General features: G+C 38.2%; 12 protein-coding genes. 10 read left to right on the forward strand and 2 right to left on the reverse strand.

The window, feature by feature from the left end; all coding sequences use genetic code 11:
- Window positions 1-264 precede the first annotated feature (264 nt).
- On the forward strand, window positions 265-906 hold the full coding sequence (locus tag AW17_RS12610; RefSeq protein ID WP_029276907.1) for a GIN domain-containing protein: 642 nt from the start codon (window positions 265-267) through the stop codon (window positions 904-906).
- Window positions 907-1,037: 131 nt separating this feature from the next.
- Here the strand turns inward: AW17_RS12610 and amaB are convergent, their stop codons facing one another.
- Window positions 1,038-2,579 carry an L-piperidine-6-carboxylate dehydrogenase gene (amaB, locus tag AW17_RS12615; protein ID WP_029276909.1) on the reverse strand — a complete coding sequence of 514 codons (1,542 nt, stop codon included), beginning with the start codon at window positions 2,577-2,579 and terminating at the stop codon, window positions 1,038-1,040.
- 212 nt (window positions 2,580-2,791) lie between these two features.
- Here amaB and AW17_RS12620 point away from each other — a divergent pair, with 212 nt between their 5' ends.
- Both AW17_RS12620 and AW17_RS12625 read left to right on the forward strand, forming a co-directional pair.
- Window positions 2,792-3,673 carry a TraB/GumN family protein gene (locus AW17_RS12620; RefSeq protein WP_083488699.1) on the forward strand — a complete coding sequence of 294 codons (882 nt, stop codon included), beginning with the start codon at window positions 2,792-2,794 and terminating at the stop codon, window positions 3,671-3,673.
- Between the two features lie 106 nt (window positions 3,674-3,779).
- Window positions 3,780-6,296 (forward strand): M1 family aminopeptidase, encoded by a 2,517-nt coding sequence (locus AW17_RS12625; RefSeq protein WP_036669838.1) that lies wholly within the window; start codon window positions 3,780-3,782, stop codon window positions 6,294-6,296.
- A gap of 247 nt (window positions 6,297-6,543) precedes the next feature.
- On the opposite strand, the gene AW17_RS12630 is transcribed toward AW17_RS12625, so the two are convergent.
- On the reverse strand, window positions 6,544-7,002 hold the full coding sequence (locus AW17_RS12630; protein ID WP_029276915.1) for a nuclear transport factor 2 family protein: 459 nt from the start codon (window positions 7,000-7,002) through the stop codon (window positions 6,544-6,546).
- A gap of 250 nt (window positions 7,003-7,252) precedes the next feature.
- On the opposite strand from AW17_RS12630, the gene AW17_RS12635 reads away from it, so the two are divergent.
- The 7 genes from AW17_RS12635 to AW17_RS12665 all read left to right on the forward strand — a co-directional run bounded on the left by AW17_RS12635 (window position 7,253) and on the right by AW17_RS12665 (window position 13,367).
- Window positions 7,253-8,656 (forward strand): tetratricopeptide repeat protein, encoded by a 1,404-nt coding sequence (locus AW17_RS12635; protein ID WP_029276917.1) that lies wholly within the window; start codon window positions 7,253-7,255, stop codon window positions 8,654-8,656.
- A gap of 60 nt (window positions 8,657-8,716) precedes the next feature.
- A complete protein-coding gene (locus AW17_RS12640; protein ID WP_029276919.1) occupies window positions 8,717-9,484 on the forward strand; it encodes a phosphosulfolactate synthase in 768 nt (255 codons plus the stop codon).
- 99 nt (window positions 9,485-9,583) lie between these two features.
- Window positions 9,584-10,327, forward strand: coding sequence for a shikimate dehydrogenase family protein (locus AW17_RS12645; RefSeq protein ID WP_029276921.1), 744 nt, complete (start codon window positions 9,584-9,586; stop codon window positions 10,325-10,327).
- Window positions 10,328-10,382: 55 nt separating this feature from the next.
- Window positions 10,383-10,970 carry a gliding motility lipoprotein GldD gene (gene gldD, locus AW17_RS12650; protein WP_029276923.1) on the forward strand — a complete coding sequence of 196 codons (588 nt, stop codon included), beginning with the start codon at window positions 10,383-10,385 and terminating at the stop codon, window positions 10,968-10,970.
- 52 nt (window positions 10,971-11,022) lie between these two features.
- A complete protein-coding gene (locus AW17_RS12655; protein WP_029276924.1) occupies window positions 11,023-11,661 on the forward strand; it encodes an MBL fold metallo-hydrolase in 639 nt (212 codons plus the stop codon).
- An 88-nt stretch (window positions 11,662-11,749) separates the two neighbouring features.
- On the forward strand, window positions 11,750-12,985 hold the full coding sequence (locus tag AW17_RS12660) for an ABC transporter permease (protein ID WP_029276927.1): 1,236 nt from the start codon (window positions 11,750-11,752) through the stop codon (window positions 12,983-12,985).
- Window position 12,986: 1 nt separating this feature from the next.
- Window positions 12,987-13,367, forward strand: coding sequence for a hypothetical protein (locus AW17_RS12665; protein WP_029276929.1), 381 nt, complete (start codon window positions 12,987-12,989; stop codon window positions 13,365-13,367).
- The last annotated feature ends 274 nt before the right edge of the window (window positions 13,368-13,641 follow it).

Consider the following 13,641-nt stretch of genomic DNA (forward strand, 5'->3'; position numbering starts at 1 on the left):
ATAAAACTAATATGTTAGTTGGGTGTAATGATTTAACCTTTTTTAACATTATTGCCTAATAATCAATTCATTTTAATATTTGAGGCTTTGCAACCAATCGTTTTTCGTATAGCTTAATTCGGCGTTCGTCTATAAATACAAGCTCATGGTATAATAGCCAGTAACTTGCTGAAACGTTTTATACAGATCGCCGTCTTAATTACAAAACCACCTAATAATTAGGGGTTTAAAAAAGAGATTTATAAAACATAAAATATTAAAGTCATGAAAACTTCTATTAAAAATTTATTCGCAGCTGCATTAGTAATGGTTACTTTAAGTAGCGCAACAGTAGTAGCAAACGCTACAGAAAACAACGCAAATTATACTGCGATAACCCAGGTTAAAAATATCGGTAAAATTGTAGTAGCCGGAAACGTTAAATTGATCCTTGTTCAGGATGCCAAAGAAAGTGTTGAAGTTTACGATCAATATTATACCAAAAATGCCTTGGTACAACAGCAGGGAGGAGAGCTTAGAATCAGTTCTTTTGATAAAAATACCTTAACTGTAATTGCCCACGTAAATAATTTAACTGCCATTGAAGCATCAAATACAGCCACTGTAACTACCGCAGGAAACTTTAACCTGATAAACTTAAATGTTGTTTTAAACGATAAAGCATCAGCAGATATAACAGCTAATGTCGTTAACCTATCAACTACGGTTAAAGATACTGCATCATTAAAGTTAACAGGTTCTTCTGAAACACATTCAGCATTAATCGGATCGGGTTCTGAAATTAAAATGGGCGACTTTACTGCCCAAGAAAGCACCATTAGAGTAGCAGATAAACCAATTTTAGCCAACAACAATAAATCACGCTATGATGATTTGCAAATAGATTTATTAGAAAGACTATTCTAATCCCCCATCATATATTTACCACAAAGGCGCTGAATTTAAATTCAGCGCCTTTTTTTTGCCGTCATTGCGAGAAGGCTTTTTCAGCCGACGAAGCAATCTTACCGTGATCGCTCATAATCAAAAAAGATTCTTTATAAGTCAAATTTTATCCCCTGTGCTAAAGGCAGCGTGTTCGAATAATTGATGGTATTGGTTTGCCTGCGCATATAAGCTCTCCAGGCATCAGATCCGCTTTCCCTGCCACCGCCTGTTTCTTTTTCACCGCCAAAAGCACCGCCGATTTCTGCGCCCGAAGTACCAATATTTACATTGGCTATGCCACAGTCAGAGCCTTTAGCCGATAAGAATTGCTCTGCCTCTCTTAAATTCAAAGTCATAATGGCCGATGATAACCCTTGCGGAACGGCATTTTGCAAAGCAATAGCCTCATCTAATGTTTTGTATTTAATCAGATATAAAATCGGCGCAAATGTTTCGTGCTGAACAATCTTAAAATCATTCTGAACTTCGGCAATACATGGTTTTACGTAACACCCGCTTGTATAGGCATTGCCCGATAAAACGCCGCCCTCTACCACAAAATTGCCACCCTCTTCCTTACATTTGGTAATCGAATCTAAGTATGCTGCAACCGCATCGGTATCAATCAGTGGTCCCACATGGTTATTTTGATCTAAGGGATCTCCAATACGCAACTGTCCGTAAGCTTTAACCAGTTTAGCGGTAAAAGCATCATATACACTTTCGTGGATAATTAGTCTCCTGGTAGAGGTACAACGCTGGCCTGCGGTACCAACAGCACCGAATACCGCACCAATTAAACTCATGTCTAAATCGGCGTGTTCTGAAATGATAATGGCATTATTACCACCAAGTTCCAGCAAGCTTTTTCCTAACCTTGCGCCTACTGCCGCGCCAACTGCCTTACCCATACGTGTTGATCCGGTGGCAGAAATTAAAGGGATACGGCCATCATTTGTCATGCGTTCGCCAACTTCCCTATCGCCTAAAATGAGATTACAAACCCCTTCGGCTATATTGTTATCTTTAAAAACCTTTGCAATAATATGTTGACAGGCAATTGCGGTTAAAGGTGTCTTTTCTGATGGTTTCCAGATACAGACATTGCCACAAACCAGGGCCAGGGCGGTATTCCAGCTCCAAACTGCTACCGGGAAATTAAAGGCAGAAATGATTCCAACAATGCCCAGTGGATGCCATTGTTCGTACATGCGGTGGCTTGGGCGTTCGCTGTGCATGGTTAAGCCATAAAGCTGTCTGGATAAACCCACTGCAAAATCGCAGATATCGATCATTTCCTGCACTTCACCAAAACCCTCCTGCAAACTTTTACCCATCTCGTAAGAAACCAGGGTGCCTAACGCATCTTTGTTTTCACGTAAGGCATCACCAAACTGGCGCACAATTTCTCCTCTTTTTGGAGCCGGAACCGTACGCCATGCTGTAAATGCTTCCTGCGCTTTATGTACAACAGCATCATAATCAGCAGCACTTGCAACTTTTGCCGAAGCAATCAGTTTGCCATCAACGGGAGAAAAACTTTCTAATGTATTTGTATTAAGTTCCCCGCCCCAATTGCCGCCCGTACTATAAGCGGCATTGCTTGCATTAATGCCCAGTTTGCTTAAAATGGATTGAATATCTGTAGTCATATATCTAACGATTTACACAAAAAAACAAAAAAATTAACAGAAAGGAGGTCACATTCTGGTCTTTAAATTATTTCCATAATCAATATCTTCCTTTAAGCATAACCAGGTATAAATAAGGCTATAAATTTGTGTTTTTTGCTTTGCAATATAAATAGCGTAGTTTTCCAAAAGAATAATGATATCAAATTAGGCTTCAGTTGTTATAAAATAGAATGATGAAAATAAAATTATTGCTCGTTGCTTTTTTAGGGTTCAGTATTACCCTTTCGGCACAAACAAAAAAGGCGACTAACTCGCTCTTGTGGGAAATTTCTGGTAACGGATTAAAAAAACCTTCTTATTTATTTGGTACACACCATCTAATACCTGCAAAATTTGCTGATACTATGAAGGTTTTGCAAGAAAAATTGAAATCGGCCAATGCGGTAGTAGGTGAAATTGTTATGGACAGTACCATACAAAAGAAAATGGCACCGTTTTTAATGATGAAAAACAACAGGCTCGATAGCTTATTAACAAAAGCGGAATTTAAAGAGGTAGAAGATTACTTCAAGACCAAGCAACCGGGATTTGAATTAAAGCAACTAAATAACTTTAAACCAGCAATGGTAACGCTAATGATCATGCTTTTTGATAATCCGGATATGTTAAAAGATGTAGGTGATGGAATAGATAATAGTTTCCAGGCATATGCCAAAAAAAATGCGAAATCTTTATATGGATTAGAAACGGCCGAATATCAGGGGGCACTTTTATTTGATAGTGATCTGCAAAAACAAAAGAAAGCATTGCTAAAATCGATCCGGGAAGTGGATAAAAGCAAACAAAAAATGGAGGAACTGAAAACTTATTACATCACTCAGGATATAGATAAATTAACTGAACTCTTTAAAAATCAAGACGAAGAAAACAAAGAATTTATGACCGAGCTCTTAAAAAACCGAAATAACCGGTGGTTAGCCCAGTTGCCTGCCCTAATGGAAAACCAATCGTTATTTATTGTGGTTGGAGCGGGTCATTTAGTGGGTGCCGAAGGCTTGATAAAAGGGTTGCAGCTTAAAGGTTACACTTTAAAGCCAGTAGCAACTAATTAAATATTTCAATGCGTTTGTAAAAACAAAAGAAAGGGAGCTACATTTGCGTTTTTACTTTGCACAAATAGCAGTGTTTAAAGTAAAACTAATTTGTAAAAACATAAAAATGAATAAAAAAATTATTGCCTGTGGAGTGATGCTGGCTTCTGCCTTTATGGCTAATCCACTTTTTGCACAGGAACAGCCTGTAGAAAAATCGAACAATTTAAATGTTTACCGTGTAACTGCAACTAAAGTTAACGATCTGGTTCATACCAAACTCGATGTATCTTTTGATTATGCAAAGCGATACCTATATGGTAAAGAGTGGGTTACTTTAAAACCTCATTTTTATGCTACCGACTCTTTAACCCTCGATGCGCAGGGAATGGATATTAAAGCCATTGCCTTGGTTGGCGCAAAAGGAAATACCCCGCTTAAATATGTTTATAAAGATAATAAGCTTTATATCACCCTAAATAAAAAGTACACCAATACCGAAAAGTATACAGTGTATATTGCTTACACCGCTAAACCCGATGAATTGAAAGTAAAGGGGAGTGCTGCCATAACCGATGCTAAAGGTTTATATTTTATCAACCCAGATGGTACCGATAAAAACAAACCAACACAGATCTGGACACAGGGTGAAACGGAATCATCTTCGGCTTGGTTTCCAACGATCGATAAACCTGACCAGAAAACTACTGAAGAGATTTCGATAACGGTAAAATCGAAATACACAACGCTTTCTAACGGAAAATTAGTGAGCCAGAAAGCCAATGCAGATGGAACCAGAACCGATACCTGGAAAATGGATCTGCCACATTCGCCATATTTATTTATGATGGCGGTTGGCGAATTCAAAATCACAAAAGATAACTATAAAGGGAAGGAAGTAAGCTATTACCTCGAACCGAAATTTGCGCCCTATGCCAAGCAGATTTTTGGCAAAACACCTGATATGATCCAGTTTTACAGCAATTTGTTAGGGGTAGATTACCCATGGAATAAATATGCACAGGTGGTAGCCAGAGATTACGTTTCGGGCGCAATGGAAAATACAACAGCTACTTTACATGGCGAGCAGGTACAGAAAACGGATCGCGAGTTATTGGATGAAAATGAAGAAGGAACCATTGCACACGAGCTTTTTCACCAATGGTTTGGCGATTATGTGACCGCAGAGTCGTGGTCTAACTTAACCATGAACGAATCTTTTGCCACCTTTGGTGAAGTGATCTGGCATGGTCATGATGAAGGGCAGGATGCTGAAGATAAATCGCGTTACAGTAAACTGCAATCCTATTTAGGATCGACCAAAAAAGGAGAAAGCCCTGTTTTGGCACGTTTTTATTATGGCGACAAGGAAGATATGTTCGATAACATCAGCTATGCTAAAGGATCGATCATTCTGTATGCACTAAAAAACCAGATGGGTGATGCTGCTTTTTATAAATCGCTTAACCGCTACCTAACCACCAATGCCTTTAAAAATGGCGAAACACATCAATTGCGTTTAGCTATGGAAGAGGTTACCGGAAAAGATTGGAGTCCGTATTTTAATCAGTGGTATTACAATGGTGGCCACCCAGTTCTAAGTATCGATTATGGATACGAAAACGGCAAGGCAACAATTAAAGTTAAACAAACACAGGATTCGAGCGTGCAGACATTTACACTGCCGTTAAAAATTGATATCTATGCAGGAGGTAAAAAAATCAGAAAGGAAATCCTGATCAATAGCCGAGAGCAGAACTTTGGTTTCGAGGTAAGTGCTAAACCCGATTTAATCGATTTTGATGTAGATAAAATTTTAGTCGGAGAAACAAACGACAATAAAACTGCTGAAAACTATTATTTTCAATACAAAAATGCGCCTAGTTATGCCAATAGAATTGAAGCGCTGCAATTTATTATGCAGAGCAAAGCCAAGAGCGGCCAGTTGGTGTTGCTAGAAGGTTTAAAGGATAAATCGGCAGATTTACGCGCTTTAAGCATTGATGGGATTAACCTGGACGATGCTCAGATTAAAGCAGCGGCTTTACCGGTTTTACTTCAGATTGCCAAAACAGATAAAAATACCGAAGCAAGATCAGCTGCAATTGTGAAATTAGCTGAAACTGGCGATCAGGCTTATAAAACTTTAGTGTTAGAAAGCTTAAAAGATAGGTCGTACAAGGTAATTGCTGCCGGTATTGATGGTTTAGCCAAACTGGCTCCACAAGAGAGCATTGCGGCTTTAGCATCGTTAGATGAAGATACGAAAGCGCATATAGCACCTTCTATTGCAACGTTATATATCAACGAACCAAAAGATGAGTATCAGGCATTTTATGATAACATTATGCTTACAGGCGACAGGAATAGTGTTTTTGCAGTGGTTGGCCAGTATTTTCAGTATCTGAGAGCCAACAATAATCCTGCAGTTACCGAGAAAGGCATAATAAATATTCGCGCTGCAATTGAAAGATTAAAATTGCAATCTTATTTAAATAAACAACTTGCGGGTGCTTATACTGCAGCTGCGCAGGCCAAAACGCAACAGGCTACCCTTTCGGGCCGCGGCGTAGAAGCAATCTCCAACTTAAGCAAACAAGCTGAACTGTTTAAAAAAGGCGCAACTGATCTGGAAAAAGAATAATTATAAGCAAATCCAAATAACGGGCTGGCATGGAAACATCGCCGGCCCTTTGTTTAAAATAATGAAGTTTGATTAATGCTATTACAAAATGATTATTTTTTGCCTTGTAAATAAAGTCTATCGTCATGCTGAATTTATTTCAGCATCTTTCATCTAAGAGATAGACCCTGAAATAAATTCAGGGTGACGACGCTCTAATAAGTTATTTTAACGATTAATAGCGTCGCGATAGCTGGCTATTTGGCCTTTAAGGATTACATCCCTCTTTTCTCCTGGTGTCGATAATATAAACAATCTGCCAGCCCTTATCTCCTTTTACCAATTGAAAGGAATTCACCCCACAATGGCTAAATTTTTCGCCCAGGTAAAATTTATAGTCTGTCCAAACAGAAGCCAAAGGGCCATCGATTAATATTTTGGTAAACACAATACGCTCATCATATTTTTCCTGGTGTGGAGTGCCGATAAATTTGATAAAGTCGTTAACAGATTCTGTACGTATACCCGTTTTACTTTCTTTGTTCGTAATGGTTTGCATGATTGCTGCTGGTGCAAAGGCGGTTCGGGTTAATGTGCTGTCTCCAGTCTTCATACCGATAAAAAGGTTGTTTATGGTTTTTTTGATGGCGCTTTCTTCATCGCTTTGCGAAAAGCTATTTGTAATAAAACATAGTAAAAACAGGGCAAAAATGACTAATCCTTTCATGACTTCTTAATTACGTATATACCATAAATTTATAGTATTTTTGTCAAAGAAGGGAAAAGGAACCGCGATGTTGCAAAAAATCTATCGATTATCCACACATCTTAATCACAGTCAATACGCTTTATAGTCAGCTATTTACGCTGTTTTTGCCAGTTGATGTTAATAATTATTTTAAAAACGGATAATTAAAACTTGTAAACTTATAATGTGTTTTTCTGCTAATTGGCACGGTTCTTTAATAGTATAATATATGGAAGAAGAATTCTTTTTTGAATCCAACGAAGATGCACAACGCTCGGTAGAACGTTACGAAGAAATGCTCCGCAACCAGGATCAGTATTTCTTCGATGCAGGGGCATTCGAATACATTGTAGATTTCTACATTGAGAAAAATGATCCGGTCAAAGCTTTGCAGGTTGTTGATTTTGCAATCAGTCAGCACCCTTATGCAACAGTGTTTTTAATCAAACAAGCTCATCTTTACATTTTAACCAACAACCACGAAAAAGCTTTTATTGCCTTGCAAAAGGCTGAGCTTTTAGAACCCTCAGAACCAGATATTTATTTGCTCCGCGGTAATATTTTTCAAAATACCGAACGTTTTGACGAGGCTTTGGAAAATTATGAAAAAGCTTTGGGGCTGGCCGAGAGTACTGATGAGATTTTATTACAGATGGCTTATGTTTACCAGAGCATGAGCGACTATGAAAGCGCCATTACCTATATTAAGCTTAGTTTAGAGCAGAATATGGAGAACCAGGATGGTTTATATGAGTTGGCTTTCTGTTACGATGTGTTAGATAAACAAGAAGAAAGTATCAAGTTTTATCAGCAATACATCGATACCGATCCGTATTCTTATGCGGCATGGTATAATTTAGGCAATAGTTTCCATAAGTTGAATCTTTTCGAAAAAGCGATCGATGCTTACGATTATGCGATCCTGATCAAAGAAGATTTTAGCTCTGCGTATTTCAATAAAGGTAATGCGCTGGTTCAGCTCGATAAATATGATGAGGCGATAGATGTTTATAAACAGACTTTCGAATACGAACAGCCTAATGCCGATACCTATTGTGCCATTGGCGAATGTTACGAGAAACTGGAAAAAATGGACGAAGCCCGTTCTTACTACAAAAAATCGGTAAAAATGGACCCCAAAATGGCAGATGCCTGGTTTGGGATCGGTGTTACGCTGAATTTTGAAGAACGTTATTTCGAATCGTTGCATTTTTATAAAAAAGCAATCGATTTAGAGGCCGAGAACCCTGATTTCTGGTTTGCAATGGCCGATGCTTATTATAAATTAGGCCAGATTGACGAATCAATCGAAGCTTACGAAAAGGTATTGGAGTTTAATCCTGTGGATATTGAAGCCTGGTTAGATTTTAGTACCGTGCTTTACGAACAGGGAAAATTGTTGGAAGCATCGGAAACGATGGCAGAGGCGATCAAGAATAATCCGGAAGCAGCAGAACTGTATTACCGGATGGTAGCCTATCTTTTTGCCCAGGGGAATTATAGCGATGCACTGGGATATTTGGAAACGGCTTTAACAACCGACCCTGATAAACACTATATTTTATTTGAATATTTGCCACAATTGCAGGATAATAGTGCCATTTTGAACGTTATAAACAGATATATTAGGTAACGACCTTGTGAGAAAAATTTAACAAATAAATCTCAAAATTTTTTTCACTTTTGTACGCATATGAATTATCCATTATTAAACGTTCCCGAACGTCCAGCTAAACCACGCCAAAAAGGCTTAACAATGGTTATGGATAAGGGATTGAGCCTACGCCAGGTTGAAGATTTTATTGAAGTTGCTGGCGTACATACAGATATCGTAAAATTAGGTTGGGCAACATCACACGTAACACCAAACCTTAAAGAAAAATTAGCTTTATATAAAAGTGCAGGCATTCCTACCTATTTCGGAGGAACGTTATTTGAGGCCTTTATCATCCGTAACCAGTTTTCAGATTATCAACGTGTTTTAGACCAATATGGGATGGAATATGCAGAAGTTTCTGATGGTTCTATTGAAATTGAGCACGATAAGAAATGTGAGTTTATCCGCGAACTTTCTAAACAGGTAACCGTTATTTCGGAGGTTGGAAGTAAAGATGCCGCTAAAATATTTGCCCCATATAAGTGGATTAAATTAATGCAGGCCGAAATTGAGGCGGGATCGTGGAAAGTAATTGCCGAAGCACGTGAAGGTGGTAATGTAGGTATTTACCGTGGAAGCGGTGAAGTACGGGAAGGATTGGTTGATGAAATTTTAACCCAGATTCCTGAAGAAACCATTATTTGGGAAGCACCTCAAAAAGAACAGCAAGTTTGGTTTATTAAATTAATCGGTAGCAATGTAAACCTCGGTAATATTGCCCCTGCAGAAGTAATTCCTTTAGAAACCATTCGTTTAGGTTTACGTGGAGATACTTTTGATTATTTCCTGAACCAAGTAAAATAAAGACAAAACCCGTCATTGCGAGGCACGAAGCAATCTGTAGGTAGTTTATTTCTATCGCATTAAGATTGCTTCGTGCCTCGCAATGACGTAAATATGCTTATGAAAACATACGGCTTAATCGGATACCCACTTTCTCATTCTTTCTCGAAAAAATATTTCACAGAAAAATTTCAAAATGAGGGAATAGCCGATCATCAATATGAGCTTTTTCCTATTGCCGATATTAAATCACTGTCCGATCTGCTAGGTGAAAATCCATCACTATGTGGGCTTAATGTTACGATTCCGCATAAAGTTAACGTGCTTTGGTATTTAAACGAAGTAGACGAAGCTGCGGAAAAAATTGGTGCCGTAAATTGTATTTCGATCAAAAGTTTTGAAGGTGCGACCTATTTAAAAGGCTACAACACCGATGCATATGGCTTTGAAGAATCGTTAAAACCATTGTTGCGGCCGCAACACAGCAAAGCACTGGTTTTTGGCGATGGTGGGGCGGCGAAAGCGGTAAAGTACGTTTTAGAGAAATTAAATATCCAATATCAGGTTGTGGTACGAACGGCTGTTCCCGGTGCTATTCTATATTCGGAAGTTACGCCAGAGATTTTAGCCTCGCACCAGTTATTGATCAATACCACGCCGCTCGGAATGTTGCCAAATGTGGATACCTTTCCCGAAATCGATTACAGTTTAGTTGGGCCAGGGTATTTAGCTTACGATTTAGTGTACAATCCGCTGGAGACAGCATTTTTGGTTAAAGCTGCCGAGCGCGGCGCAGCAATTAAAAACGGTTTGGAAATGCTGTACAAACAAGCAGAAAAAGCTTGGGCAATCTGGAATAAATAATTTAACTTATCGTCATTGCAAGGAGGAACGACGACGCAATATTTGATAAAATGTTATGAAACTAAAACAACTGATCTGCTTTCCCTTTGTGCTGCTTTTGTTTATAACAGCTTGTCAGAGCCATGATTATAGCCCAAAGCCAAAAGCTTACTACAGGATCGTATTCCCTAAAAAAGAGTATACTATATTTACCAAGCCTGTCCCTTTTACTTTCAAATATCCAACTTATGCGGTGGTAGAACAAGATCAAAGCCGCGATGCCCAAAAGAACTGGTACAACTTACACTTTAAGCAGTTTAATGGCTTTTTGCATTTAACGTATTACGATGTTTCGGGTAAAGGCGAATATGATGAAATGGTAGAAGATGCCCGAAAACTTGCCTTTAAACATACCATTAAAGCAAGTGCCATAGATCAAAAACTCATCAATTACCCCGAGCATAAAGTTTATGGTATTTATTACGCCATAGAGGGAAATACCGCATCATCAGTCCAGTTTTTTTTAACCGATAGTGCCAAACATTATTTTAGAGGAGCTTTATATTTTAATGAACGCCCACAATACGACTCTATTGAACCCGTTGTTAAATTTATTAAAAAGGATATCGATACCTTGATTTCTACCTTTAGGTGGAAAAATTAATTTATTATTTTGTCATCCTGCTTTTGGAAACAGGATTTTTTTCTAAAATTTTATGATTACAATAAAAACCTTCACATTTAACGCCTACAGCGAAAATACCTATGTGCTTTACGATGAAACGAAAGAATGTGTCATTATCGACCCGGGCATGTACGAAGGTTTTGAGCAAAATGAATTGGCGGCTTTCATTAAAAATGAAGGCTTAAAACCTGTTTTATTACTCAATACACATTGTCATCTGGATCATGTTTTCGGCAATAAATTTGTGTTCGAAACCTATGGCTTAAAACCACAGTTTCATGCGGGCGAATTGCCAATTTTAAATGCAGTTCCCGGTTATGCACCATCAATGGGCTTTACCCGGTACGATGTATCTCCTCTGCCCGATACCTTTTTGCCCGAAACAGGGACTATTTCTTTTGGTAATAGTACACTGATCTTAATTTTTGCTCCGGGGCATTCGCCGGCACACCTGTGTTTTTACAGTGCATCCGATCATATTTTAATAGGTGGTGATGTACTTTTTTATGGGAGTATTGGCCGTACTGATCTGCCTGGGGGTAATCATCAGCAATTAATCCAAAACATTTCCGATAAACTTTTTATCTTACCTGATGAAACCAAAGTTTATCCTGGCCATGGACCAGCCACAAGCATTGGTTTTGAAAAACAACATAACCCATTTTTTTAGCAGGATCAAAGGTTCATAATTGTTAAAGGCTTTACAACCTGAAGCCTTTAACCTTAAAACCCTCAACCTTTTATTTATCTTTGCCGCTGTGAATACATCATTTTATATTGCCAAAAGGTATCTTTTTGCCAAAAAATCTACCAATGCCATTAACTTGATATCGGGAATATCAATGGTAGGTGTAATGGTGGGTAGCGCTGCATTGATTATCATCCTTTCAGTATTTAACGGTTTAGAAACAGTAGTATTGAATATGTTCGATACCATTACCCCACAAATTGCCATTACACCGGCTAAGGGGAAAACTTTTGATTCGAACACAGGCTATTTCAATCAGCTCAGAAAAAATAAAGATGTTGCCGCTTTTACCGAAGTGCTACAAGAAAATGCTTTATTAAAATACAACAACAAACAAGCTGTTGGAATGGTTAAAGGTGTAAGTTTAGACTATTTGAAAAACATCAAATTAGACAGTACCATAAAAGAAGGCCATTTTATACTGCACAACAGAAGCGGCGATAATGCGGTAATTGGTTCTGCCCTGCAGAGTTATCTGGCCGTAAATACTGTCGATCCCTTTACAGAATTGGAAATCTACTCGCCCAAGAAGGATATCGCTGCAAATAGTTTAAACCCAGCCAACGATTTTGTGGTAAAGAACATTCGGGTAAGTGGTGTTTTTGAAGTACAACAGGATTTCGATAATGGTATTATTGTGCCATTGAATTTTGCCCGCGAACTTTTAGGCGAAGAGAAAAATGTGTCTGCAATAGAGATCAATCTCCAGCCCGGTGTTGATGTAGATGATTTTCAAAAAGAGGTAATCGAAAAGGTAGGTAAAGATTATGAAGTCAGAAATCAGGCCGAGCAAAATAAATCACTTTACCACATTTTAAATACCGAAAAATGGGCGGTATATATTATTCTTACTTTTATCCTGATTATTGCTATATTTAATATCATAGGGTCGTTAACCATGTTGGTAATCGATAAAGTGAAGGATGTAGCCATTCTGAGCAGTTTAGGCGCAGGCAAGAAATTAATCAAACGTATATTTTTATTTGAGGGAATGATGATCACCATGTCTGGCTGTGTGCTGGGCTTAATTATTGGCCTCATATTTTATTATTTTCAGCACACTTATGGTTTTATCAAAATGGGAGATGAAGTAAATAAAACGCTGGTAAGTTCTTATCCAATCGGATTAAAATGGAAGGATTTTGTTTTAGTTTTTGTTACAGTAGGCATCTTCTCATTTTTGGCATCTGCTTTGTCATCCAATTTAAGTGTTAAAAAGATAGATCAAATTAATCAAACTATATAAAATGAAGTTATTTAAACAAGCAATTGTATTTGTTGTGCTCCTTGGCGTAGCCGCTACAGCTTGTAGAAACGATAAAGCCGAGGGAGAAAAAAGTAACCTGAAAACGGTTAAAGGTTTATATAGTTTTGGCCCTGAAATGAAGTCTTTTACCTTATGTGAAGATGGACGTGAGTATTGGGTTAAAGACAGTGTAAGAAACTTAGAGCTCTCTTACAGTAACCTGGGGTTCGAAAAGCCTTACGAGCCGGTATACGTAGAATTAGAAGGTTATTTCGCGAAGTCTGATACCGCTACAGTTTCACCTGATTTCGATTCTACCCTGGTGGTTATGAAAGTGCTTAAAATCAGTAAAGAAATCCCTGACGGACCTTGTTCGCAGTAATTCATTCAAAATACCTACAGGAGTCGTCATGCTGTCCCAAATCTTCGGGATCAAATGCCTTGGTTCGTGTCTCCACGAACTAAACCAATGGTATAGATAAATAGCTTATAACCTGAGTTCGATAATTATTTGCTGAAAATTATATCTTATTTACGCCTAATCCCGCTTTATCGTCCTGCTGAATTTATTTCAGCATCTTTTTAGCGTGAAAGACCCTGAAATAAATTCAGGGTGACGACCGTCTTAACAGAAAACTTGATTAAAACGCCACAAA

It is taken from the genome of Pedobacter borealis DSM 19626 (assembly GCF_000708285.2).
Taxonomy (GTDB): Bacteria; Bacteroidota; Bacteroidia; order Sphingobacteriales; family Sphingobacteriaceae; genus Pedobacter; species Pedobacter borealis.

Bases quoted from the DNA above. Each gene is read 5' to 3' on its own strand.
- AW17_RS12665 (WP_029276929.1), top strand. From the start codon at position 12,987: ATGAAGTTATTTAAACAAGCAATTGTATTTGTTGTGCTCCTTGGCGTA.
- AW17_RS12610 (WP_029276907.1), top strand. From the start codon at position 265: ATGAAAACTTCTATTAAAAATTTATTCGCAGCTGCATTAGTAATGGTT.
- AW17_RS12635 (WP_029276917.1), top strand. From the start codon at position 7,253: ATGGAAGAAGAATTCTTTTTTGAATCCAACGAAGATGCACAACGCTCG.
- AW17_RS12625 (WP_036669838.1), top strand. From the start codon at position 3,780: ATGAATAAAAAAATTATTGCCTGTGGAGTGATGCTGGCTTCTGCCTTT.
- amaB (WP_029276909.1), bottom strand. From the start codon at position 2,579: ATGACTACAGATATTCAATCCATTTTAAGCAAACTGGGCATTAATGCA.
- gldD (WP_029276923.1), top strand. From the start codon at position 10,383: ATGAAACTAAAACAACTGATCTGCTTTCCCTTTGTGCTGCTTTTGTTT.
- AW17_RS12640 (WP_029276919.1), top strand. From the start codon at position 8,717: ATGAATTATCCATTATTAAACGTTCCCGAACGTCCAGCTAAACCACGC.
- AW17_RS12630 (WP_029276915.1), bottom strand. From the start codon at position 7,002: ATGAAAGGATTAGTCATTTTTGCCCTGTTTTTACTATGTTTTATTACA.
- AW17_RS12620 (WP_083488699.1), top strand. From the start codon at position 2,792: ATGATGAAAATAAAATTATTGCTCGTTGCTTTTTTAGGGTTCAGTATT.
- AW17_RS12645 (WP_029276921.1), top strand. From the start codon at position 9,584: ATGAAAACATACGGCTTAATCGGATACCCACTTTCTCATTCTTTCTCG.
- AW17_RS12655 (WP_029276924.1), top strand. From the start codon at position 11,023: ATGATTACAATAAAAACCTTCACATTTAACGCCTACAGCGAAAATACC.